Source organism: Sulfurimonas sp. HSL3-7, from assembly GCF_039645985.1.
GTDB classification, from domain to species: domain Bacteria; phylum Campylobacterota; class Campylobacteria; order Campylobacterales; family Sulfurimonadaceae; genus Sulfonitrofixus; species Sulfonitrofixus jiaomeiensis.
The window spans coordinates 78,507-104,242 of record NZ_CP147919.1 but is presented as its reverse complement, the minus strand read 5'-3'; the positions used below and the strand labels follow the sequence as shown (position 1 = coordinate 104,242).

The window sequence follows — 25,736 nt, the reverse complement described above, 5'->3', positions numbered from 1 at the left end:
AAGAGAGACTTTATGAGGTCAAGAGAAGCCCGAAGGCATTCTCTTAGAGGCGTGATTCGTATCGGCGCATCATGAAAAGACGTTTAAGCATCTTTTTACGAGCACTGATCTTATCCTTTTTACGTTTCTCAGTCGCTGTTTCGTGGAAACGGCGAGCGCGCGCTTCGGTAACAACCAAGTTACGGTCAGTTTGCTTTTTGAAACGGCGGTATGCTGCGTCAAAGTTATCGTCTGAGCGTAGTGTAATACCAGGCATTCACATCACCTACTTTCTTTTAAAATTTGGACGGGAAGTATATCATACTATTTATTAAAAGACACTGCGGCGAACAAGTTCCCCTCCGTTGCGATGACTCTGCGTCCTCCTCGGCGGAGTGCCCGCGAGCAGTTCTACCGCTCTTTTTATTATGGAAAGACACTGCGGCGAACATACCCGAGGGGGCAGACCCAGTTCCCCTCCGTTGCGATGACTCTGCGTCCTCCTCGGCGGAGTGCCCGCGAGCAGTTCTACCGCTCTTTTTATTATGGAAAGACACTGCGGCGAACATACCCGAGGGGGCAGACCCAGTTCCCCTTCGCTACGATGACTCTGCGTCCTCCTACGAGGCGGAGCAGCTGCATATCATACCGCCTGTATAACGCATTACTCCCAACGGTAGCGCGTCATCGGCGTGTCGTCACGGTTGCCCCACTCTTTCATTGAACCGTCATAAAGCTTCGCCTTTTCAAACCCGAGCAACCGGTGGTAGACAAAATAGTTCATCGAGGCTTCCAGACCGCCGGTGCAGTAGATAATAAGCGGATCGTTCTTTTTAAGTCCCAACCCTTTTTCGATCATTTCAGAAAGTTCCGCTGTCGGCTTGATGCGGTTCTCGTTCGTCACATTGTAACGCCAGAAAAAGCTTTTTGCCCCGCTAATGTGCCCAGGACGTTTCAGCACCGGCTGTTTCTGGGCACCGAAATAGAAGACCGCCGGGCGAGAATCCACCATCGGCACCTTATGCAGAGATGCCTTCACCTCCGCCATCGTTGCGATCATCTTGGCGTTCTTGTCCGCAGTGAAATTGCCTTTGCGGTTGGCTTCTGTTTTTGTTGTAAGCGCTCCTCCGGCTGCTTTATAAGCGTATATACCGCCATCCAGCAGTGCCGTGTTCGGATGACCGGCGTAAGCCATCGCCCAGATGACGTAGGTAGCTCTCAACATATCTTTATTGTTGAGATGATGGGAATAGACGACGACTCTGGTGTCATTGTTGATCCCCAATCGGCGCATCTCTGCCTGCAGTGCTTCGATACTCCGCACCTCGGCATGCTTGTCGACACCCTGACGCCACAGCTCAATGCCCGACTGCATTGCTGTCGGAATATGACCGCTGTCGTAACTCTCTTTTTTCGTTACATCCACAACAACCACATCCTTGTCATTAAGATGTCCCTTCAGCCACGCTCCCGTTACCACTGGTTCCACCGCAAAAAGTGACAGTGCCGTTACCATCAATAATAAAACTTTTCTCATATCTTTCCTTTTTCGTCATGCTAGAATTATAGTCACAGTTTTCCGGGTCGTGTATACCCTGCATCCTTCACTTGATCAATGAAGTGGATTTTTCTCTCAACAGATAGCAACTATTCTTCTCCAGCATTGTATGTTCTTTGTTCTTAAATAAGAATAATTCTTATTTATTAGTTTGCAAGCAAATTTTTTTCTTTGTTTTCACCGTGCAATAGGAATGGACATGCGTGTTTTCACTAAGTTGTAATAAAAAAGAGCCTTCCAGAACTATATTGGTCGAAGAGCGCGGGACCGGGTACTTTCATTACATAGTGAAAATGCGTTTCACGCTTTCGCTTTGTCGGACCAGTCCCTCAATGCCGATAATTGGGTTTTCTCCCTTATTCTTTATTTTATTTAAACTGTCCGATAAAGTCATGGATATCGTCATACAGTGCCTGAAGGTCCTCCTCATGCTCCACCTCGTCGGCCAGGATGCCGGAGATGATGTCATAGGTCACGATATCTTTGCCCTCCGTTATCTCCGTTAGCTCCGAGTAGACCTTGATAGCACACTGTTCTCCTCTTATTGCCTGCTCAAGAATGTTCTGCACGTCAAAGTTTTCCGGTGCTTCGTAGCCGCAATTAGCGTGTTCATACCACGCTTTGGGGTCCAACACCGGTGTTCCGCCAAGCTGCAGGATCCGGTTCGCAAGCAGGCCGGCATGACGAAGCTCATCAGCAGCATGTTGGTTCAACTCAACGATCGCGGCATCTTTCATGATCCCTTTGATCACTTTCGCCTCGATGTAGTACTGATAATAGGCCAGCCACTCATCGCAGTAAGCCCTGTTCAGCAGCTCAATAACCTTCGTTGCTTCAATTCCTTTTAATATAGAAATACCTTTACGTGCCATAATCGCCCCTTTTCTACTTAAGAATTTTTATCATTTATTCATTATAGGCCTTTCAATCTTAAACAAGAATGACACTTATCTATTAATATCTCCCTGCCTGGAATCATTGTGTGAAGCTTTACCTGTAAAATTAGATTTTATGATTTAACTCACCTGCGCTAAAATTTGATTGTAGAGTTATCAAGTTTTTGTCGTATGCCTAAATTTTAGAGCATAGAACAGCATTTGCACACTTGGAAACACCATCGAAAAAAGGAAAGGAGAGGTTCTGACGTCTTTTAAAACACTGCTTCAGGAACATGGCTTAAAAGCAACGCTGCAACGTTTGGCGATCCTCGAAGAGATTCATAAACATGGTCATATCGACGTTGAGATGCTGTTTGCTTCTTTACAAAAGCACTTTCCGACACTAGCACTCGGCACCCTCTATCGCAACCTGAACGAGCTGAGCCAAAAAGGTATCCTGACAGAGGTAACGCTTCCCGGCCAAAAACATAAGTACGAGATACGCAAGGCACCGCATGTTCACCTAATCTGTGAACAGTGCGGCAAGATCGAAGACAAAACGATCAACCTTGATGATGTGATCACCCGGCTCGAAGAGGAAAACCATTATAAGATTAACTGCAAGGCCGTCAGCTTTTACGGGCTCTGCGAGGCCTGTCAGAAAGATCCTTCCGCAGTAGCTAAAAAGATTCCCTGCAGTCCCCTCTTCTAAAGACGATCTGCGTTAAAATACGTTTATGATTTCCCAAGACTCCATCGAAGGGCTGAAAAGCCGCCTCGACATCCTCGACGTTATCAGCAACTACATCGAGGTCAAAAAAGCCGGTACCAATTTCAAGGCGATCTGCCCTTTCCATGATGAGAAAAGTCCGAGCTTTGTCATCTCCCCGCAAAAACAGATCTATCACTGTTTCGGCTGCGGCGCCGGCGGTGATGCCATCAAATTTGTGATGGAATATGAAAAACTAAACTACCCCGAAGCGATCGAAAAGCTGGCAGAGCAGAACAACTACACCCTGCACTACACTGACAATAAACAGGCACAAAAACCGCGGTCCCAGCTGATGGAGAAACTCAGTCAGTGGTATCAGAGCCTTTTGAACACCATGCCTACGGCACAGGCCTATCTGAACGAACGCGGGGTCTCTATGGCTTCGATCGAAAAATTTGGCATCGGTTACGCACCCGACTCGTTCAAGACCATCCAGTTCATCAAAACCAATCAGTTCAGTATGCGCGAAGCGGTCGATCTCGGCGTGGCAGGCAGCGAAGGCGGCCGCGAATATGCCCGGTTCATCGAACGTATCATCTTTCCCATTCATGTACCCAACGGTGCCATCGTCGGTTTCGGCGGGCGTACGATCACCGGGCATCAGGCCAAATATGTCAACTCGCCGCAGACGGCTCTTTTTAACAAATCGCGCCTGCTCTACGCCTACGATCTTGCCAAGCAGGCGATATACAAGAAGCGCGAGATTATCATCACCGAAGGATACCTCGATGTCGTGATGCTGCACCAGGCCGGTTTCAACCAGGCCGTCGCAACATTGGGAACAGCCCTTACCCCTGAGCACCTGCCGCTTTTGCGGAAAGGCGACCCCCGTATCATTATGGCCTATGATGGCGACAGTGCCGGCCGTGCCGCTGCTTTAAAAGCCTCAAAACTTCTCAGTGCAGGCGGTTTTGACGGGGGTGTGGTTATTTTTGAAGGGGGTCAGGATCCTGCCGACATGGTCCATGCCGGACAGATCGATACGCTAAATGCGATCTTTCACGCCCCTAAACCTTTCATCGAATTCGTACTCGAAGAGACCCTCGCAGGCTTTGATCTTCGCAACCCTAAAGCTAAAGAGCAGGCCCTGCATGAAAGTATCGGCTATCTTAAAACACTGTCACCGCTGCTGCAGGAGGAGTACAAAGGTTTTCTCGCGGCCAAACTCGCTATCAGCCCCTCGCTTATCCGCCTGACGCAACAACACAACACACCGCAGAGAGCGCCCCTGATGCCGACAGCCTATGATGTCTGGGAACTCAGCCTCATCAAGAGCATGATGGAGCATCCGGCACTCGGCGACCAGATACTCGACTACATCTCGGCCGATATGCTCCAGTTCCATGGCCATGAGTTCTCCCTTGTTCTTCAACGGAAGTTTGACGACCCGCAGCTGATGGCAATCTCGCTTAACGAGTCGATTCCAAGCTATTCGGATGAGCAGTCTCTGCACAATGAACTCGTTACCTTTTTGACCCAGCACTACAACCGAAAACTCAAAAAAGTCCTGACCCAACAACACGACTCTTTTGAAAAAAAATCCTTCCTGATACGTGAGATCAGAGGTAAGATCACCATGCTGAAACGGGGTCAACTCGTCACCTCCTAAGATCATCCGACCAAATCCGCTTAAGCTAAAGAGACCTTTTTATACTCCCCGTAACATGATTTAAACCAATTTATCACATTCTTGTTACATTACTACACATTTTGGTTTTATATATGACTTTTCGTTTAAATTGCCGTAGCCCCCTGAAGATGGGCTTTATTAACTTTTTTTATATATGAAAATGAAAAAATCTTGAAAAAAATCACAACTACATCACACTTTTTCAGCTCGCATAAAATAAATAAATTTTATAGTTTGAGCAGTTTTAAAAATCACAAAAACAAATAATTCTACAACTTTATGCAAGTCATAACAGGGGATTATTTTGCTTTGAAGAGCCAAGGATACAGATGAACAATTGGAAACAGTACGCAGGATCGATTCTTTTAGCAGGTCTGCTGCTTCAGGGATGTGGCACCACGGAAGAAACACCGGTAGAGACCAGTCCGGAAAAAACATCAAGCCTGGAGCTATACAACGCTTCTTCAAGTTTCTTTACAGGTGCCATTGCCAGCGGAGATGCAGATCAAACCGATATTGAAGTCCAACTATCTATGAAAGTTGCAGCGTTGGACGCAAACGATGAGGGTGTAAAAGAATATATCGACAAGCTGATCACAGATAATGGCTTCAATACCAGAAAGGATGCTTATACCGCACTGGCACAAACAATGACGCAAAGCAGTGACAATACTGCCAGTGGTGCACCCGGCCGGGGGCCTGTTCTTGACAGCGTCAAAGACGGGTTGGTCAACCTTATGGACACGAGCGTCGGCAATGCCATCTCCGGCGCAGCCTTTGATGTCGTCCTGAATTCCGAAGGCGTTACCATCTTTATGATTGACATGGCCCGTAACTCAGATACCATGTCCCAGATCATGATCGATGCCATCGGTGCCAACTGGGATCTGACCAAAAAAATGTGCCCGATGCTTCAGACCAATAAAGAGTTCGGTGAAAAGTTTGCAGCGCTTGCCTATGAGAAAGACGGTATTGACGGCAGACCGGATATGGGTCGCTTCTTTTTTGCCAATGTCGATGCCAATTTGTACGGCTGTCTGACGGACGCGATGCTTCTATCAAACGATGAAGACAACATCGGCAGCTACGAGAAACCGGTAATTCACTCGACTACAGGATATATGGGTGAACTGATGGATCGTTACGCCGTTGACTTCTTTATCAATCCCGCCGACGGTGTCGCTACAAAATACGGCAACACCAACGCCTTTGCTTCACTAATGCTCAGCACAGGCGAGAACGTCGACTACAACAGCACGGCAAAAACATTTGAACATCATGGTGACGGGAACGAATTGATCAACGAGCAGCTCTTCTACGCGATGTTCAAAACGCCGACATCCACAGAATCTTTCGTCGATGCGATGGATCAGCTCTCCGTCGAGACCCGTACCATGTTTATGGACAACATCTTTCTGGGGGCCAAAGCCGAAGGGGAAGCCGATACCTATCAAGGCTATCTCAACATCATCTCTATAGGCGGGGCCATGTATGAAGGGATCTTCGGCAGCGAAACGTCAAGAGCCTACGGATTTGGTTCTTATACAACGTCTCTGGTCGGTTTTGCAGGTCTGATTCCATCTGACCGATACTTCACTTACGCAAAAGCCTTTGTCGATGCCGGTTTTGAATATGCTGCATTTTACGGCATCAATGTATGGGACTCCGCGCTCGAAGGCGCACGGGCCTACTGGGACGGTGCAACCGGTACATCGACAACGAGTGGCACCAGCCAGGCACCTGCACGCTCTGCCGGTCTGGGTCTGATAGGATCGGACTGGTTTGACGACATTTTAGATCTCTTTATTCAAGGCTACAGTAACTTTAGTATTTCCGACATTGCTGCGGCACTTATGGATTCGGAAAGTTCCGTGTTTGATGAACTCGGAGTGCAGGCTGATGTCGCTTATCATACGGTACTTGACGGCCGTGACAGCAACGGCACACTTACATATCAGACTGAGATCACCAATCCTATAGGGGTTGACAATGATATTGTCTACGGTTTCCATGGGCTGGTCGAACTTGCGATCCGTGAAGACCTCGTCAATGTCCAGAGCAGTGAGGGCAATACAAGCTACACGATGACAGATGCGGAAGAGGATTTTGTATTGCCGCAATTTGCTGATCTGACCTGGAATTTTGTTTATACGGCAGCAACCGATGGTGCCGTCGCCTACTACAACAGTTTCGTCAATGCAGGCTGGCTGGCCGATCTGAGCGACAATGAGCTTATCCGAAACTACTTCTATCCGAGTGCGGATAACCTCTATATCCCTAGCTGGATGCTCGCTATCGACTGGCTGACACTGCCGGATAACTATAACACGACAGATTATGCCGATTATACGATCAACTTTGATAGCGGCTATATGGACATCTACATGGTCTCGAGCAATGGTGACCTTCTCAACGATGTCGAGTTCAATCTTGCGCTTGCACCGATCAAAGATAACATCGAGGCATCGCAAATCGAGATGAGTTCCGACTCTATCATTGCCGTTGATGCAACCGGAATGACACTTGAAGGCCTCTTCGTCTACAAGATCCGCGTGGTCACACCGGAAGATACGGCGGCGGTACTTGCCTACCTAAGCACACTGGGTGAAAACGCCCTTAACGCGATCGGTATCGACTCGACAAATGCGGCCTTAACGGTCGCAGCTGAGTAGTTACCCTTAACGCCCCTTTCGGGTGTTAACCCCCTGTAACCAGCCGGACAGAATCCTTGTTTTACTACTTTTAGAAGTACTAAATCAATAATTTTAATACTAGGTTATATACATGATAAAACAACTGCTCCTCATCAGCTGTGCGGCATCTTCTCTTCTCGCGACCAACGGGGTCAACATGATCGGTACCGGAACGGTATCACGTTCCATGGGCGGCACCGGTGTCGCCTTTTTCTCCAGCGGTTCCGATGCTATGAACAAAAACGTCGCCCTGATCGCCGATGTCAAGGAGAGCGAACTGCACCTTGATGTCACCTACTTCAATGCAACTGTCACCTCGACTGTCTATGACCAGATGGTGCTCAACACCACACCAAGCTATGACGGGCCCGTCACGGCAACAAGCCAAAACCATCTTGACACCAATTTCATCCCGGCCGTCTCTTATGTCAGCAAGATCGACGATACGTGGTCATGGGGCGCTTCGATGTTCGGTGTCGCCGGACTGGGTGTTGACTATAAAGACGAATTGGCCCAACGCCAGATGAAGACAGGGATGATGCTGATGAAGATCATCCCGGGGATCTCCTACCGCACCGGCAACACCACCTTCGGTTTCGCCCCGGTTCTCGGACTGGGTTCCATGTCGATCAACTATGATGAAGACCAATCCAACGTCGGCGCAGACGGCAAACCGCTTCAATCGACCCGAGAAGGGCTATTCGGCACCAATATCGGCGGGTCCGACCTGGTACCGGCGCTCGGCTGGCAGGCGGGCATGGACATCAAAGTAAGCGAGAAGCTCCGTATCGGCACCACCTACCAATCCGCAATGAAATACACATACAAAGATGTCGCCAACTTTAAACAGTTCGGACCGCACGGCATGGTGTTGATGGCCAACGACTATCTTAAAGCGCAGGGTGCAACGGGCTTCACCGAAAGTTCAACAGAGAACACCGACGCGATGATCCAGGCCCTGATCGACAGCGGTATGAGTACCGATGCCGCCAATACGGTCGGCCAGCTGATGCCGGTAGGTCTGATCTCCGATTCACTGAAAGCGACCAATCCAAAAAACCTTGATGACCTTGTGCTGGAACAGCCCTGGGAAGTAGCAATCGGTTTCGGCTATGAACTGACCGACAAGGTGACCGTGACGGGTGATTACCGCTATATCGCCTGGGGGCTTGCGGAAGGGTACAAAGATTTCGGCTGGGAGAACCAGAGTGTTTATGCCCTCGGTTTTGAGTTCCGCCCCAACAAGCAGTTCCGTTTCCGAGGCGGCTACAACTATGCCGACTCCCCTCTCAAAAATGTCTCCGGCGAAATGGGCTCGCTTCTGACAGATATGCAGGGCACCTATGTTTTTGACCAGGCTGTCTCCATGTTAAACATGGTCGGTTTTCCTGCAATCGCGACAACCCACTTCACGCTGGGGGCCGGTTACGACTTTTCAGAGAACCTCACGATCGACGGTGCCTTTATGTATTCGCCTGAAACAGAGGTGAGCCGATCCGGTTCTCTTGTACCTGGTGCGACCAATGCCCTTACCGATGGCCTGATACCAACATCGCCTGTTGATATGAACTACGAATACTCGACAAAAATGGAACAGATGACCCTCTCCATGGGGATCAACTACCGTTTTTGAGCGGATTGAGCCAACCCGTAACATAGTGTGAAAAAATATTTATTATCACACCGGGAAATAGCGTGAAATCTTAGGGAAAACAGGGTGTTTCGTTTTTCCCATATTGGTAAAAAAATCATCCAAATCATCCTCTATTGTGCCTATTTCCAGGCATCTTGGCTATTATAAATATAATTTATATGATTATTTGGAGATCTTATGATACGTACAATTTTTGTGCTGTTTTTAACGGTACTTTCTCTCTGGGCAAAGCCCGCTTATACGATCGCTATCGTCACCGACGGACCCACCGATTTCAATGAAGACTTTGAAGAGCAGATGAAAGACGAGATCGACCAGCTTCTCGGGCGTGACTTTGACGTCCGGTTCCCTGATGAGCTCCGTTTTGACGGCGCATGGGATTACACCAAGATCTCCCAAGATGTCGACAAGGCTCTCGGCGCGCGTCAAAGCGATTTGGTGATCACACTGGGTATGCTCTCTTCGCAGATCGCAGCGACCAAAAAAAAGTACAAAAAACCTCTCATCGCTTCAACTGTCATTAACCCGAACATGCAGGGTATCCCATTTAGAAACGGCACCTCGAACACCCGAAACCTCACCTACATCAACGGCTATTTTGATATTAAAGACGACATTGAGGTCATCAAATCGATCATAGGGGCAGAAAAAGTAGGGGTACTGATCAATTCCAACCTCTACAGACACGCGCCGCATATCGTCAAATACATCAAAAAATCATTCAAAAAAGAGGGCATTGCCACACAGGTCATCCCTGCCGAAAAAGAGCTCAACAAGATCATTGACACGATAAGCGACGATGTTGATTTTATCTATGTAACGCCGCTTTTTCAAAAGAACGATGAAGTGCGCCGGGAGCTTTACAGCGCGCTTCGCCTCAAAGAGCTGCCCTCTTTCTCGGCACTGGGCCGCGATGATGTCGAACTGGGTGCGCTTTTCGGAAATATACCGGCATCGGACAACAAGCGTCTGATCCGCCAGATCGCCCTGCAGGTCCAACAGATCTCGCTCGGGTTCAACCCTTCCCGACTGGCTGTCAGCTTCAAACCCTATCCGGCGCTTTCGCTTAACTCCCAGACGGCCAAGGATGTGGGTTTTACACCGAGCTGGGATCTCATCTCCCGCTCGACGATTCTCGAAGCCGACGACTCGGACAGCCACTACTTCTCCATCGAAGAGATCATGGACCGCGCGGTGGGGTACAACCTGAGCATACTCCAGGCCGAACAGCAGGTCGAAGTTTCCAAAAAAAATGTCGAGATGGCCGATGCCCTCTTTATGCCGCAGATCAACGTCAGCCTGGAAGGCAAACAGATCGACGAGGGGCGTGCCGTCAAGAGTTTCGGCATACTGCAGGAGTCTCAGCTGAACGGTTCCGTATCCCTGCAGCAGAACCTCTACAACCAGTCCCAGTATGCCAATATCAGCATCAACAAAGATTTTCTTTCCGCTACGAGACACGAGGTCGATCAGGCCAAACTCGAGATTGCCCTTCAATCTTCGCTGCTCTACCTGAAAATACTGCAGTACAAAAACCGTCTTGAGCTCCAGAAAAGCAATCTTGAGCTCTCCAAAAACAACCTACGTTCCGCAATCACCAAACAGGACATCGGTATCGGCAACCAGAGTGATATCTACCGCTGGGAGAGCAAGATCGCCAACGACAAGAAAGATGTCCTCTTCACCCATGCCCTGATCCAGCAGACACAGTTCACCCTCAACGCGCTGCTGAACCTGCCGCAGAAGCTGCCGCTGAACTTTGAGAAGGTGACGATGGAGGATCCGGTCTTTTTGACCCATGATAAAAAAATCCGGGACTATTTCGAAAATCCTGCCGACTTTTCCATCTTCGAAGGGTTCCTGGTGAAGACAGGCCATGACAACTCGCCGGAACTTCGTCAGTTCGATGCATTAGCCAGAGCAAAAAAGCTTATGTACGAGGCGAGCGATGCCGCACTGTACACCCCGGATGTCATTTTCCAGGCAGGTTACCGCTATAAGTTCCTGGATGAAGACCCCTACTTTCCCAACCCGAACCAGACCCAGATAGAGGTCGTCCAGGGTCTTGAAGATTTCGGACCGAGCGAATACGAAGTCGGCATCCTCGCCACCCTGCCTCTCTATACCGGCGGCTATCAAACGGCGGAGAAAGAGTCCGCAAAAGCTGCGCTTCTGACCGCCCAGTCACAGCAGCGCGATGTCGAGAACAATGTCGAACGCGATATTCGCAATGCTCTCTACCAGGCAAAAGCATCCTATCTTTCTATTGATCTTTCGCATGACGCCTACATTGCGGCCAACAAAAACCTCGAGCACATGACCGCCATCTACCTTCAGGGCAACGGGGATATCCTTCACCTGCTCGATGCCCAAAACTCCACACTCAAAGCGGCGCTGGTGGAAAATAATACCCGCTACGGCTTCATGGCCGACCTGCTGCGCCTGCAGCGCAATATCGGCCAGGTCAACTTCAATATCGATGACGATGAACGCGAAGAGTGGTCAAAAAAAATCCAAGAGTTTGAAAACGGAGAAAAAGAGTGAAACGGTCCCTGTCATTAAAATCGGTCTTCAGCCTTGCTTTGAGTGCCGCTGTCGCGCTCAGCTTTACCGCCTGCACACAGGAAGAGAGAGAGCCCCAGCTACGTCCTGTCCGCACCATGAGCCTTAAAGCGGCCAATGCAATCTCTTCGCACACCTTTAACGGGATCGCCCGTTCCGATGTTGCCGCACGGCTCAGTTTCAACGTCTCCGGACGCCTCAAGTCGGTCAATGTCAAAGCCGGCCAGTTTGTCAAGAAGGGGGCGCTGATCGCGGAACTCGACGACTCCTATTTCAAGCTCAAAGTCGCCGAAGTGCGCGCTTCGCTTAAACAGACCGCCTCCGAACTCGAACTGGCGAACGCCCGCTATCAACGTGTTCAAAAGCTTTATGTCAACCGCAGCTCCTCCCTGAGCGATCTTGACAGTGCCCGCACCGCCTATGACTCGGCCAAAGCCAACCGCCGCGCCATGGAGACACGACTCGAACAGGCCCAGCTTGAACTCAGCTATACCAAGCTCAAAGCGCCGATAGACGGCTCCGTTTCGGAGATCAACATCCGAAAAGGCGAGAACATCACAGCGGCAACCAATATCGCCACCATCAGTTCGACCAAAAGCATCGAAGTGCCGATTTCGGTGCCGGGATCGATGATCGACGCGATCAAGGTAGGCCAGTTGACCAGCGTGACCTTCGATGCGATAAAAGAGCAGCGTTTCAATGCCCGTGTCACCGAGGTTAGCCACGCCTCAAGTATGCGGACCACGACCTTTCCCGTTACGGTGCGTGTTATCCAGCCCTCCAAGAAGATCCATCCCGGAATGGCAGCATCGGTCACCTTCTCTATCGGAAAAGAGAGTGCTTCCAAAAGTTTTGTCGTTCCGGTCCATGCACTGATGGAAGATGAAGAGGGCTTTTATATCTATACGGTTGAGAACATACAGGACAGCATCGGTCAGATACAGCGCCACAATGTTTCCAGAGGCCCTTTAACAGGAAACGGTATTATCCTCACCGGCGGCGTCAGCGAGGGAATGCAGATCCTGACCGCAGGCATGAGCCGCGTCCATCAAGATCAGCACGTCAGAGTCCGGTAGTGAAAAGCATTACGCAGATCGCGATTGAAAAAAATCGCATTAGTGTCGCCATCATCCTCTTTTTCCTCATCGGCGGGGTTCTCTCCTACTTCGAGATGCCAAGGGCAAAAGACCCCTCGTTTGTCATCCGAACGGCCGTTGTCGTCACCCAGTTTCCGGGTGCGACGCCGGAACGCATCGAATCGCTTGTCACCATCCCTCTCGAGCGGAAGATCCGCCAGATCGAGGAGATCGACCACATCAAATCGGTCTCAAAGAACGGTGTCTCGACCATCTATGTCTATATCCAGGAACGCTATAAAGAGATGGCCCCTGTCTGGGACGAGATTCGTAAAAAGATCGACGAAGTGCAGCTGCCCCAGGAAGCGGCCAGACCCTTTTTAAATGACAGCTACAACGAAGTCTTCGGCACCCTGGTCACCCTGGTCGGCGAGGGCTACAGTTATGCCGAACTTGAAAGTATCGCCAATGATGTCAAAGAGGAGCTGCTCAATATCAAATCCATCGGAAAAGTCGATATTCTGGGGCAGCAAAAAGAATATATTTATGTCGAGTTCTCCAACGCCAAACTTGCCGAAGTGGGTATCTCGCCCGATGAGCTCGGCGAGGTCATCCGCAAACGCAACATCATCACCCCGGGGGGTTCTGTCACGATCGGGCCGCAGCGGCTTATCCTTGAACCGACGGGAAACCTCAACTCGCTTGAAGAGCTGGGCAAGACCATTGTCCCGATCCAGGGAAAAGAGAGCGTTCTCTACCTCGAAGATATCGTGACCATCCGTTCCGGCTACTCTGAACCGTCTGACCCACTGACCCGTTTCAACGGGGAACAGTCGCTTGTGCTGGCCATCTCGCTGAGCGAAGGCAGCAATATTATCGAACTGGGCAAAGCGGTCAAGGCTAAGATCGCCTACCTCGAGACCCAGTATCCGATCGGTGTTGAGTTTAAACTGGCATTTGACGAACCGAAACTGGTCGACACGATCATCGGGAACTTTATGGACTCGCTCATCATGTCGATCATTATCGTTATCGCCGTTATGTTTGTCACCCTCGGATGGCGTACCGGGCTTATCGTCGCCACCTTGATCCCGACGGCGATCGCCACCTCGTTTTTCTTTATGTGGCAGTTTAACATCGGTCTCAACCAGGTCTCATTGGCGGCGCTGATCATCTCCCTCGGTCTGCTGGTCGATAACGCTATCGTTATCAGCGAGTCGGTACTCGTCAAGATGGATGAAGGGTTCTCCCCTCTCGATGCTTCGATAGGGGCCGTTACCGAACTCAAGGTCTCCCTTTTGACCTCTTCACTGACCACCTCCGCCGCCTTTCTGCCGATCTATCTCGCGGAATCCGCTGCCGGCGAGTACATCAGCGCCCTTTTCGAGGTTGTCACCATCACACTGGTCAGCTCCTGGATACTCTCGCTAACGCTTACCCCGATGATGACCTACCTCTTTCTGCAGCGCGACAGTACACCGAAATTTACCTACAACAACCCGTTTTGCAACAGTTTCAAGGGGCTGTTGACGCTCTCGCTGAAGTATCGGGCATTCTCGATCAGCGTCATATCTGGGATTTTTGTCCTCTCTCTGATTCTGTTCGGCTCAATACCGAAGATCTTCTTCCCTCCTTCTGATCAGCCCTCCATGCTGGTACGCATCGCACTTCCTTTGGGCAGCGATATCGAGGAGACGCGCAAGACCGTTACAGAGATGGAGCGTTATCTCCATGAAAAGATGCCTGAACTGGTCAAAAGCTACACCTCTTTCATCGGTACCGGAACCCCCCGTTTCTGGATCAACAATACCCCGGTCGGCGATGCACCAGAATATGCCGAGATCCTGATCAATGCCACCTCTCTGGATGCCTACGAGGCACTGCAGCCGCAGATCGAAGAGTTCGGGTTCAACCACTTCTCTACTGCCGAGGTGAGTGTCAAAAAACTCGACAACGGCCCGCCGGTCAAAACACCGGTACAGATCCGCATCAGCGGCAACGACATGACAGGCTTACGCGCAAAAGCAAATGCCATCAAAATGGAGCTCTCCGAGATCTACGGCACCAAGTCGATCAGCGATGACTGGGATAAATGGGCTGAAAAGCTGGTCGTCAACATCAACCCCTCCCTTGCACACCATGCCGGTGTCAGCTACAGCGATATCGCCAACTCGCTGCAGACGGCTCTGACTGGACGCGAGATCACACAGTACCGCACCGACAACAAGGTCATTCCTATCGTCCTGCGTTCCAATCACGACCTCAACTCCGATCTTGCGATGCTGGAGAGTACCCTCATCTTCGTACCGCGCACCGGGAAATCAGTACCGCTGACGCAGGTCGCCGACATCGACATCCTCTGGAAACCGCCGAAGATCATCCGCCGCGACGGCCTGCACACCATCACGGTCAGCGCCGATCTCATCGAAGGTGTTACGGCCTTTGATGTCAAGGAGAAGCTCGACAGCTGGCTTGACGCGCAAACATGGCCCCAGGGTTACAGCTATGCCTACGGCGGCGAAATCGAGAGCTCCGACATGGCACAAAAAGCGGTTATGGACAAACTCCCGATCGCTGCGATGATCATCCTGGTCCTGCTGATGACCCAGTTCAACTCGCTGCGCCGCACCGGACTCATTCTCATCACTATTCCGCTTGCGATCATCGGGGTTGTCTTCGGACTTTTCATCACCCAGTCCTATTTCGGCTTTATGACTTATCTCGGTGTGATCTCGCTGACCGGTATCGTCATCAATAACGCCATCATCCTGATCGAACGGATCGAGTATGAACTTACCGTGACGAAGCTCGACCCCAAAGATGCCATTATCGAAGCCGCTCAACGCCGTATGCGCCCTATTATGCTCACGACGCTGACCACCATCGGCGGCCTGCTTCCGCTCTGGTTCTTCGGAGGACCGCTATGGGAGCCGATGGCCATCGCTATCATCTTCGGCCTCGGATTTGCGACGATCCTGACACTGGGCATCGTCCCGATCTTCTACTCCATCATCTTCGGTATCAAGTACCCCAAAGAGTATCGTTTCATCTATCTGGATCAGTGTATTCTAGAGCGGAAATAACACCTGCAGGGGCTGTCTCTTCGCCGTGCCACTAACGTAATAAGCCCCGGCATCCGGGGGCACTAACAAAAAACTAACAGGCAAACATGGTTCATACTGACTTGAGAACCACCTCTTTGATCCTCAACGCACTAAAAATTCGAACAACAACCTTCTTATTGACGAAATAATCCGGAGTTTTACACTCTGCTTGGTTGTCAAAAAACGCCATATCTGGTAAAATTCCATATATTTTTGAGGTAACCCGGCTTAATGAACAAGCTCCGGTGCTTCTACAAGGATTTTTTATGCAAAAACGCAAGGCAATTGCCCTCTTCAGCGGCGGTTTGGACTCAACGCTCGCCATGAAACTCATTATCAATCAAGGCATCGACGTCATCGCCTGTAACATCAACACCGGTTTCGGTGCCACAAAAGACCGCCGTGAACATATGCAGAACATGTGCGACCAGGTCGGTGCCGAACTCCGCATCATCGATATCCAGAGCGAATATCTCCAGAGCGTGCTCTTCTCGCCGAAACACGGCTACGGCAAACACTTCAACCCCTGTATCGACTGCCACGCCAAGATGTTCGAGGTGGCCAAACGCATTATGGAGGCCGAAGGGGCCGACTTCCTGATCAGCGGTGAGGTCCTCGGTCAGCGTCCGATGAGCCAGAACGGCGACGCGCTCAGAACCGTCCTCAACGAAGCCAACGTCGACGGTCTTCTCTTGCGTCCGATGTCGGCCAAACGCCTTGAACCGACTATAGCGGAAAAAGAGGGGTGGGTCGACAGAGAGAAGCTCGAAGGGATCCAGGGTCGAAGCAGAGACCGCCAGATGGAGCTTGTCGAACAGTTCGGCATTACCGACTACGAGAGCCCGGGCGGCGGCTGTCTGCTGACCGACGCCAACTTCGCCATCAAGATGAACGACTACATCAAGTACGACGACAACTTTGACGTTCAGGATATCCCGATCCTGAAATGGGGCCGTCACCTTCGCCTTGAAGAGGGGGCAAAACTGATCATCGGCCGTCAGCAGGATGAGAATGTCAAACTCCAGGAGATAACGAACGACAAGTTCATCCATATCAAAACAGAAGGCATCCCTGGACCGCACTGCCTTCTCTCCAAGAATGCCAGCGAAGCCGACAAAGCCTTTGCAGCCCGGGCCATCCTCACCTACTGCAAGACCGATCCAGAGCAGGAGTACAAGCTCGACTTCGAAGGTGAAACTATCCAGGTCCACCCTTTGGCTTCCCGCAGCGAAGCGGCGAAATACAGCATACTATAGTTTTATACGCCATCGGGAGTAATCCCGCTGGCTGCGTTAACACTGGGTTTGATTCAGCATCAAGCTCACGCGCAGTAAACCGCGCTTTTTTTATTCACACGCCATCGGGAGTAATCCCGCTGGCTGCGTTAACACTGGGTTTGATTCAGCATCAAGCTCACGCGCAGTAAACCGCGCTTTTATTATTCACACGCCATCGGGAGTAATCCCGCTGGCTGCGTTAACACTGGGTTTCCCCTAAAGGGATTTCCTTTGGTCAGCTTCGGCATTAAGCTCACGCGCAGCAAACCGCGCTTTCTAAAACGACCTATGTTACACTTTAGTACCATTTACCTCATCGGAAATAATCCTGTACTTACTATGACTCTTTGTCCCCTAAGCAACGGTTTTGTGTCCCGTTAAACTGCCTTTTTGTCCAGTCTAATCGCCGGGGCTGAAAAAATATGCTAAATTCAAAAATATTTAAGAGTATTTCAACGACTCTTGAAGTATAATTTCTTCTCTCAACTGTGGGGCATTAGCTCAGCTGGGAGAGCGCTTCGCTGGCAGCGAAGAGGTCAGCGGTTCGATCCCGCTATGCTCCACCATCCTTTTTCTATAATCCCTTTTTTTAAAAGCATTTTTATATTTTTTGTCAATGTAATTTTTTAGAACCAGAAAACTTTTCTGATCCCCGCTTCTACCCGATCTTTTTCAGATAGATGACACCCAGCGGCGGCAGCGTGACGTTGATCATATTCTTTCGTCCATGCTGCATTTTCGCCTTCGATTTTATAGGTGCATCATTGGTGATGTCCCACCCCTCATATTCTGCAGACTGGGAGTTGAATATCTCTTCATAGGTCCCTCTCCCCGGTACGCCAAGCGGATAGTCCACATGCGTCTTGTCCGAAAAGTTGCAGACCACGATAATAGACTTCTCTTTTTTGTCCCCTTTGCGTATAAAGCTGATGACATTGGCCTGATAGTCGTTCTCGTCGATCCATTCAAACCCTTTGACCTCGGCATCGTTTTGGTGCAGGGCAGGCTCATCCTGATAGAGCCTGTTGAGACTTTTCAGCAGTGTTTGCATGCCCCGGTGCTGCGGCTGTTCGAGCAGGTGCCAGTCAAGGCTCTGCTTGTAATTCCACTCCGCAAACTGGGCGAATTCGCCGCCCATAAAGAGCAGCTTTTTCCCGGGATGGGCGATCATGAAAGCGAAGAGCGCCCGCAGGTTGGCAAATTTCTGGTTGTTGTCTCCGGGCATCTTGTTGATCAGGGAGCCCTTCATGTGCACTACTTCGTCATGACTTAGCGGCAAAATATAGTTTTCATTGTACATATAGACAAAACTGAAGGTCAGCGTGTTGTGGTGGTGCTGCCTGTAGATAGGATCGTTTTTAAAGTACTTGAGCGTATCGTGCATCCACCCCATGTTCCACTTGTATCCGAATCCAAGCCCACCTTTGTCGACAGGGCGGCTCACCATCGGAAAGGCGGTGGACTCTTCCGCGAACATCATGATGTCGCCGAAAGCGCCGTAGACGCTGGTGTTGAGCTGTTTCAGGAACTTAATCGCACCGAGGTTCTCGTTACCGCCCTCCTCATTGGGAATCCACTCCCCCTCTTCCCTTGCATAATTGAGATAGAGCATGGAAGCCACCGCATCGACACGGATGCCGTCGATGTGGTATTTTTCAAGCCAGAACATTGCCGAGCTGATCAGAAAAGCACGCACTTCATTGCGCTCGTAATTAAAGATAGCGCTTCCCCATTCGGGATGGTAACCCTGTCGCGGGTCCTTATGCTCATAAAGACAGGTGCCGTCAAAATTCATCAGGCCGTGGCCGTCAGTGACAAAGTGCGAAGGTACCCAGTCGAGGATCACACCGATGCCGTGGGCATGCATGATATCCACAAAGTACATGAAATCCTGCGGGGTGCCGTAACGTGAGGTCGGGGCAAAGTAGCCGGTCGTCTGATAGCCCCAGGAGCCCTCAAAAGGGAACTCAGTTATAGGGAGCAGCTCGACATGGGTAAAGTTCATCTCACAGAGGTATTCGGCCAACTCAACGGCAGCTTCCCTGTAGGTAAGATAACGGTTCCCCTCTTCGGGTTTCCGCCGCCATGACCCAAGATGCACCTCATAGATCGAAACGGGTGCTTTATGCGAGTTTTTTGCATGGCGGGTCGTCATCCATTTGCTGTCGCTCCACGCAAAATCCTCGATATCCCAGACACGCGATGCCGAGTTGGGTGCGACTTCGGCGCAAAAGGCGTACGGATCAGCCTTGTCCGCATTGGGGTTATCGCCGTCCGTCGAGATATGGTACTTGTAGGTCATGCCCGGCGTCACCCCTTCGACAAAGCCTTCCCAGATGCCCGATCCATCATCACGAAGCCGCAGCGGGTGCGCGTGCGCATCGTAGTGGTTGAAGTCGGCCCGTACGGAGACACCCCGGGCATTGGGTGCCCAGAGGGCAAAGTAGGTACCGCTTTGTCCGTTGCGTTGCATCTGATGGGCTCCAAGACGATCATACAGCTTGACGTGCGTTCCCTCTTTGAAAAGGTAGATATCCAGCTCGCTGAAACGGCTGACATCATGATAGATAGGGTAGGTCATCATAAGTTCCTTTATTGTAACTGTTCTACGTGCCGTTTGGCGATAGCGTAGCGGTAGACCTTTTCATACTCTGCCGCGGCATCGTCCCAGCCGAAATGCATCTGCATCGCCTTTTCCTGCATGGCAGCAAAGGCGTTTTTGTCGTTATAATAGATACTGACCGCCCAGAGCACTGTATAGTAGAGCGCTTCCTGCGTCGGAATCTCGAACTTGAAACCGTTGCCGTTGCGATGCGCTTCGTTGAAGTTCTCGATCGTATCGTCGAGTCCGCCGGTTGCACGGACAATAGGCAGCGTACCGTAACGCAGGCTGTAGATCTGGTTCAGGCCGCAGGGCTCAAAGAGCGAAGGCATCAAAAAGAGATCGCACCCCGCTTCGATCTGGTGTGCCAGCGCATCGGAGTAGCCGACATGAATACCGAACTTTCCGCTGTAACGGCCCGCCGCTTCGCTGAAGTAGTGCTCTGCCCACTTCTCTCCGGTACCGAGCATGATGATCTGAAGGTCCTGCTGCATAAGGCCGTCAAGCACACCGGCGATCAGTCCTATCCCCTTCTGCTCGGCAAAACGTCCGACAAACCCGATAAGCGGCACATCATCGCGCACTGCCAGGCCAAAATGGTTCTGCAGGGCACGTTTGCAGGCAAGCTTGCCCTCCATATCGCCCACATCAAAGCTCTTGGCGATGTGTGAATCGACAGACGGGTTCCATTCGTCATAGTCCACGCCGTTCAGGATACCGAAGAGTTTCGAAGCGTGCGCGCGGATATGGTCCTGCAGCCCGAACCCGAACTCCGGCGTCTGGATCTCTTGGGCATAGCGCTTCGAGACCGTCGTGACCGCGTCCGCGTGGGCGATCCCTCCCTTGAGCAGATTGAGACGGTCAAAGCTCTCGAACTCCATAGGGTTGAAGTGTTCCCAGCCGACCTCCATCACATCGATCCCCCCTTTGAAGAAGTTCCCCTGATGCTGAAGGTTGTGAATGGTCAGTACGGTCGCCGCATTGGCGAAATCATGTACGAAACGGGTCCTGGCCAACAGCGGCATTGCCGCTGTATGCCAGTCGTTTGCATGAATGATATCAGGCGAAAAGCCGAGCATTTTGCTAAGCTGGAATGCCGCTTTGGAGAGAAAAATAAAACGGTTATCATTATCGCTGTAGGATTCGCCGTTGTCATCGTAAAGCCCTCTGCGTCCGAAAAACTGCTCATGATCGATAAAATAGATGCTTGCATCACTTTCAGGAAGGGTCGTCGTGTAGACGCCTGCCCAAAGTTCACCCATCGGCCCCATAGGAACCCCCAAAGAACCCTCTACGTGGGTAAGTGTACCTTTGTCGATCTGATAGTAGCGCGGCATGACGACGATGACATTATGCCCCCTCTCTTTCAACGCTTTGGGCAGTGCACCTGAAACATCGGCCAGACCGCCTGTCTTGGCGAAAGGCACCACTTCGGAGGCAACAAATAAAATATTGAGTTGTTTCTTAACCATTATAATCCTTTATTGTGAGTGAACCTTGCTGAAGCTCTCTATAGAGCCCTATATAGGCTTTGGCGCTCTTCTCAAACGAGAAGTCGCATGCCATATTAAAACGGATGGTTTTCTCCATTTTTTGCACGTCGCTTTTGAGGCTCAACGCACGTTCAACAGCGTTAAGCAGTGCTTTTTTGGTCGGTCTTAAAAAAACGATCCCCGTACCACACGTTTCGCTATCTTCGTGCACCGTATCAAAGAGACCGCCGACACTGTGGACGACAGGAACTGTTCCGTAACGCATTGCGATCATCTGATTGAGCCCGCAAGGCTCAAAAAGCGAGGGCATCAGCAAAAAATCGCCCCCGGCATAGATACGGTGAGAAAGTGCTTCATTGTAGCCAAAAAAGAGGCAAAGATTTCCATGTTTTTCCGCGATCTTCTCCAGTGCTGTCCGGTAATGGTTTACGCCCTCAACCAGGATCAGTATGTTGAGCCGCTTTTTCAGCATCGGTTTTAGTGCCTCCAAAAGCAGATCAAACCCCTTCTGATGCGCCAGCCGGCTGATCATGACAAAAAGAGGCACTCTCGGATCTTTGAGTCCCGCCTCCTTGAGCAGTGCTTTTTTATTGCAATATTTCAGATCCAGATTATGCGCATCGAAACCTGAAGCAAGTGCCGTGTCGCTGCTCGGGTCAAAATATTCGGTATCGATACCGTTGAGGACACCCGAAAGCTTGGCAGCGTGGTGCTGTAAAAAGCCCTCAAGACCGCAGCCGAACTCTGCCGTCAAAATCTCTTCGGCGTACCGGGGGCTGACCGTCGTGACCCGGTCGCTGTAGGCGATGCCCGCCTTCATGCAGTTCAACGCGCCGTAAAACTCGATGCCGTCCATATGAAAATACCGGCTGTCAATACCGAGACGCTGCAGCGAAGAGGCTTCAAAAATCCCCTGATAGGCAAGATTGTGGATCGTAAAAAGGCTTTTGATATCAAGAGAGCGCTCTTTGATAAAGAGTGCCGCCAGGGCCGTATGCCAGTCATTCAGATGCACGATATCGATCTGCAGCGCTGCCGCCAGTTCGACGATGGCCGCGCAAAAGATCCCAAAACGCAGATCGTTGTTGGCATACTCCCCGTTTTCATCACCATAAAGTCCCTGCGTCGCACTTAACAGCGGGGCTTGGATAAAGTAAGTCTTCACCCCCTGATTCTCCGCCGTGTATAGCGCTATGTCGTACTCAATGGAACCCAGAGTGACGCTAAAACTCAGTTCATCTCTCGAGAGCGAAGCACTCTGCATAAAGCCGTACAGAGGCATGACCGAGATAATCTCCAGCTGTTTGCTCAATGCTCTGGGCAGGGCATGGGCAACATCGGCCAGGCCGCCTGTCTTTGCGAAAGGAAAGATCTCGCTTGCAGCAAAGAGTGCCTTCATAAGGGCTCTTTGGCGTTCAGAAGTGCGGCACACTCTTCGGGAGGAACAGGATTGATCGCCATGCCTGTTGCGATCTCGAATCCGCCGAGACGGTAGATACGCGGGGTAATGCGTATGGTGAACCGGTAGTTCGTATGCAGATTTGCCATATAGGGTTCATTTTCAAAATTTGGGTTGAGCGGCGCCAGGCGGAAAAAGAGATTATAGTCAAAATCACCAAGCTGGCGCTTCAGTTTTTGAAAAAGATCTCTGATCAGCAGTGAAAGGTCGGCGACATCATCACGTGAACACGCTTCAAGGCTGGCAATATTGCGCTTGGGCACGATCATGACCTCAAACGGAAAACTGCTCGCAAAAGGGCAAAAAGCGACAAAGTCGCCTACCTCTTCGACAATACGTTTTTTATCCGCTGTCTCATTTTCTACAATATCTTCCGCTTTTCCACGGCCGTGACGGCGGTAATACTGCATGTTCCGCTCAAGGAAAAGCAGTTCGTTTTGAGGGGTGACAGGCAGCGCCAGGATCTGTGTATGGGGATGTTCCTGGGTCGCACCTGCATTGGCACCGACATTCTTGAAGATACTCAAGTGCACCAGACGCATATCGCGCTTTAGATCGTTGATCCGTATGATCATGCTGCGCAGCCAGTTTTCTATGCCTTCTGCACCAAGCCCTTCGATGCCGCACTCGTGGCAGACGGAATCGATCAGCACCTCATGGGCACCGACGCCGGGAATAGACTCAAATATCCCCTCCCGGCGGGACTTGTCTTCAAGTTCGACCTGCACCGCTTTGTAAAGGTTGGGGACGACACGTGTTTTCCACCCCGCTCTGTTCGCCTCATTGTCACGCATAGCATAGATTTCCGGAGGGGTCAGTGTCTCATTGCCCTCGCAGAAAGGGCACCGCTGCCCCGAAAGCACCTCTTTTTTGCTCACATGCAGGTCAGGCCTGCGGAGGCGTTCCGGTGCTATAAGCACGTACTGGTTGTGAAGCCTGTCGCGTCGGATCTCAGACATCAGATACCTCCAGTTTCATTTTCAGTTGCAGTTTCGATCTAAAAGGACACGAGAAGAGAAGTGAGATCTGCTGCGCTACCGTGTCAAAACCGCTTTCGCTTTGCGAAACCGTCTTGAGCGTATAGGCACTGACATCACATATTCGGCTGCAGGTCAGCGTTACTCTTTTCTGCGTAAACGTGTCGATGATACTGAGCGTATCGAGACCCGAGCTGCACAGCCCCTCACCGATCTTTTGGCCGTTGAGAAGAGCCAGATGCGGATGGGCAAGATGAAGGTTGAACTCCATACCGTAATAGAGTTCACCCTCATACTCCGAATAACAGGAAAGATCGAGCGTAATGCCATCATCTTCAAACAGGTACCGCTTTGTCAGATCGGTCGCATGTTTTCTGTCCAAATGGATTCCGCCGCTTCGTGTAAAGGTGTGCGTTTGCGCATCGAGTTCGAAGGGCTGGTTCGCAAAATCCCCCGCTTCGTGAAAGGAGGCACTTCTAAAGGTCTCCATATCGAAAGGATTGGGCGAGAAATGGTCTATAAACGAGTGCTTGGGATGCCAGTCATAGATCAGTCCGGCTTTAAGTGTCTCATCGATCCGGTTGCTGCTGCTGTGAATGGTCGCAATCGCATCGCCATCCGGTTCATCTTTCTGAACAGTCGGCGCTTCCTTGGGGTGTAGTATCTTTTCGTGATAGGCCTCTTTGCGGCGCATCAGCGTATTTTGCCAATTGAAAAGGGCATCAAGCGAACCAAACTCCACCATTTGACCGCCCCAACGGCATGAAAAGACAGTCGAGAGTGATTTCGAGAGCACTTTAAGCTCTTCGAAGCCATCCATATCGATGTCGGCTACCCTGTAGGCTATCTTCTTTTTAGCCTGTGTCCGTTCTATCTCAAGCAGATAACGGTAGGCATTGTCACGCAGGTTGGGAAGGTAAAGGCCGCCGAATACACCGTGCCAGAAGACATCATTGGTCTGTAGCTTGTAGAGACTCTCCAGGGCGCTTTTTTTGAGGTTCTCCTGCTGCACACTGTATGAAAGCATCCGCTTGTGAAGGTAGTTGCTCTCATGGTATTTGACAAAAAAGTTCTTCCAGGTCCCCCCTTTGATAAAAGCAACCCCCATCCTATCAAAATAGTCGGTACCTACCTGCTCTTTGAGCGCTTCAAGCGCAAGCGTCTGCTCGCTTCGCAGACTCCACTCCCCCATCTCAAAATAGGAGGTGTTGTTCAGATAGGCGATCCCTTTGGAGCGCTGCTGTTCGAGGTAGGTGCTGTAGTGTTGCGTCTCGATCGATTCATGCTCCAAAACAGCTTCGACAAAACCCTCCAGCCATTTTTTCTCGTATACCCATTCATGCGTCTGCGGCCAGAGACCGAACTTTTCAGCATCGTCAAAGATAATCGCTGCGGAATCCTCTTCTTTGGCGTATTGCAGGATCGCGTCAATGGAACGTTCCACACTGAAAAACGGGATGGCGTAGCGCAGCGGTTGCGAGATGGGAAAGAGTGCTAGCGGATAGCCCCCCTCTTCAGTCTCATAATAGCCGTCCATCTTGGCCGCATCGAAACCGCTGCTTAAAAAGTGATAGTCGTCGACGACCGCATAGCGGATACCTGAAGCATGAAGATCGGGCACAAGAGAGGACTCCCACACCCGTTCTGTCAGCCACAATCCCTGAGGCACAGTGCCGAGATGTTTTTTGATATACCTGTTAAGCTTTCCGATCTGGGCTTGACGGTCACGCGAAGGTATGGCACTGAGCACGGGTTCATAGTAGCCTGCGGTGATCCACTCGATGGCCCCTCTTTGTGTCAACATCTTCATATCGGAAAAGATCCTGGGGTGCTTGCTCCTTATCTGTTCAAGCAGCCAGCCGCTGCAGTGTACGGCAAATTTAAAATCGGGGTACTTTGCCATCGTCTCAAAAAAAGGTCCGTAGCTGAGTGCTATCGCCTCATCCACCGCTTCAGAGAAATTATCTACGGGCTGATGCATGTGGATACCCAACAGCAAAGAGACTTTTTTCATGACCAACT

At 50.8% G+C, this 25,736-nt stretch carries 16 protein-coding genes and 1 tRNA gene; 9 read left to right on the top strand and 8 right to left on the bottom strand.

From position 1 onward, the window contains the following. Positions 1-43: 43 nt before the first annotated feature. The 3 genes from rpsU to WCY20_RS00445 all read right to left on the bottom strand — a co-directional run bounded on the left by rpsU (position 44) and on the right by WCY20_RS00445 (position 2,409). On the bottom strand, positions 44-256 hold the full coding sequence (rpsU, locus tag WCY20_RS00455; RefSeq protein ID WP_345976200.1) for a 30S ribosomal protein S21: 213 nt from the start codon (positions 254-256) through the stop codon (positions 44-46). A 387-nt stretch (positions 257-643) separates the two neighbouring features. Beyond that, entirely contained in the window at positions 644-1,516 is an 873-nt protein-coding gene (locus WCY20_RS00450) for a rhodanese-like domain-containing protein (RefSeq protein ID WP_345976198.1), read from the bottom strand. Positions 1,517-1,905: 389 nt separating this feature from the next. Further along, positions 1,906-2,409, bottom strand: a complete 504-nt coding sequence (locus WCY20_RS00445) for a ferritin-like domain-containing protein (RefSeq protein ID WP_345976197.1) — start codon at positions 2,407-2,409, stop codon at positions 1,906-1,908. Positions 2,410-2,632: 223 nt separating this feature from the next. On the opposite strand from WCY20_RS00445, the gene WCY20_RS00440 reads away from it, so the two are divergent. The 9 genes from WCY20_RS00440 (at position 2,633) to WCY20_RS00400 (ending at position 17,749) form a co-directional block, all read left to right on the top strand. After that, positions 2,633-3,127: a transcriptional repressor gene (locus tag WCY20_RS00440; protein ID WP_345978285.1), complete on the top strand. Its 495-nt coding sequence runs from the start codon at positions 2,633-2,635 to the stop codon at positions 3,125-3,127. A gap of 25 nt (positions 3,128-3,152) precedes the next feature. Next, the gene (gene dnaG / locus WCY20_RS00435) at positions 3,153-4,796 is read left to right on the top strand and encodes a DNA primase (RefSeq protein WP_345976195.1); all 1,644 of its coding nucleotides are present in this window, start codon (positions 3,153-3,155) and stop codon (positions 4,794-4,796) included. Between the two features lie 350 nt (positions 4,797-5,146). Continuing rightward, positions 5,147-7,489 carry a hypothetical protein gene (locus WCY20_RS00430; RefSeq protein WP_345976194.1) on the top strand — a complete coding sequence of 781 codons (2,343 nt, stop codon included), beginning with the start codon at positions 5,147-5,149 and terminating at the stop codon, positions 7,487-7,489. Positions 7,490-7,601: 112 nt separating this feature from the next. Then, complete coding sequence (locus WCY20_RS00425; RefSeq protein ID WP_345976192.1) at positions 7,602-9,143, top strand: outer membrane protein transport protein; 1,542 nt, start codon at positions 7,602-7,604, stop codon at positions 9,141-9,143. A gap of 198 nt (positions 9,144-9,341) precedes the next feature. Next, positions 9,342-11,708 (top strand): ABC transporter substrate binding protein, encoded by a 2,367-nt coding sequence (locus tag WCY20_RS00420; protein WP_345976190.1) that lies wholly within the window; start codon positions 9,342-9,344, stop codon positions 11,706-11,708. Then, the gene (locus WCY20_RS00415) at positions 11,705-12,802 is read left to right on the top strand and encodes an efflux RND transporter periplasmic adaptor subunit (RefSeq protein ID WP_345976188.1); all 1,098 of its coding nucleotides are present in this window, start codon (positions 11,705-11,707) and stop codon (positions 12,800-12,802) included. The genes WCY20_RS00420 and WCY20_RS00415 overlap by 4 nt, the downstream gene beginning before the upstream one ends. Then, entirely contained in the window at positions 12,802-15,885 is a 3,084-nt protein-coding gene (locus WCY20_RS00410; RefSeq protein WP_345976186.1) for an efflux RND transporter permease subunit, read from the top strand. The genes WCY20_RS00415 and WCY20_RS00410 overlap by 1 nt, the downstream gene beginning before the upstream one ends. Before the next feature lie 287 nt (positions 15,886-16,172). Next, the gene (locus WCY20_RS00405) at positions 16,173-17,162 is read left to right on the top strand and encodes an argininosuccinate synthase domain-containing protein (RefSeq protein WP_345976184.1); all 990 of its coding nucleotides are present in this window, start codon (positions 16,173-16,175) and stop codon (positions 17,160-17,162) included. 511 nt (positions 17,163-17,673) lie between these two features. Beyond that, positions 17,674-17,749: transfer RNA gene (locus WCY20_RS00400), tRNA-Ala, on the top strand. 92 nt (positions 17,750-17,841) lie between these two features. Here WCY20_RS00400 and glgB read toward each other — a convergent pair. The 5 genes from glgB to WCY20_RS00375 are packed head-to-tail and all read right to left on the bottom strand — an operon-like array spanning position 17,842 to position 25,728. Continuing rightward, entirely contained in the window at positions 17,842-19,767 is a 1,926-nt protein-coding gene (glgB, locus tag WCY20_RS00395; RefSeq protein ID WP_345976182.1) for a 1,4-alpha-glucan branching protein GlgB, read from the bottom strand. A gap of 8 nt (positions 19,768-19,775) precedes the next feature. Continuing rightward, the gene (gene glgA / locus WCY20_RS00390; RefSeq protein ID WP_345976181.1) at positions 19,776-21,257 is read right to left on the bottom strand and encodes a glycogen synthase GlgA; all 1,482 of its coding nucleotides are present in this window, start codon (positions 21,255-21,257) and stop codon (positions 19,776-19,778) included. Continuing rightward, a complete protein-coding gene (glgA, locus tag WCY20_RS00385) occupies positions 21,250-22,677 on the bottom strand; it encodes a glycogen synthase GlgA (protein ID WP_345976179.1) in 1,428 nt (475 codons plus the stop codon). Before glgA (WCY20_RS00385) ends, glgA (WCY20_RS00390) begins: the two co-directional genes overlap by 8 nt. Next, complete coding sequence (locus tag WCY20_RS00380; protein WP_345976177.1) at positions 22,674-23,696, bottom strand: galactose-1-phosphate uridylyltransferase; 1,023 nt, start codon at positions 23,694-23,696, stop codon at positions 22,674-22,676. The genes glgA (WCY20_RS00385) and WCY20_RS00380 overlap by 4 nt, the downstream gene beginning before the upstream one ends. Next, a complete protein-coding gene (locus WCY20_RS00375) occupies positions 23,689-25,728 on the bottom strand; it encodes an alpha-amylase/4-alpha-glucanotransferase domain-containing protein (protein ID WP_345976175.1) in 2,040 nt (679 codons plus the stop codon). Before WCY20_RS00375 ends, WCY20_RS00380 begins: the two co-directional genes overlap by 8 nt. Between the last annotated feature and the right edge of the window lie 8 nt (positions 25,729-25,736).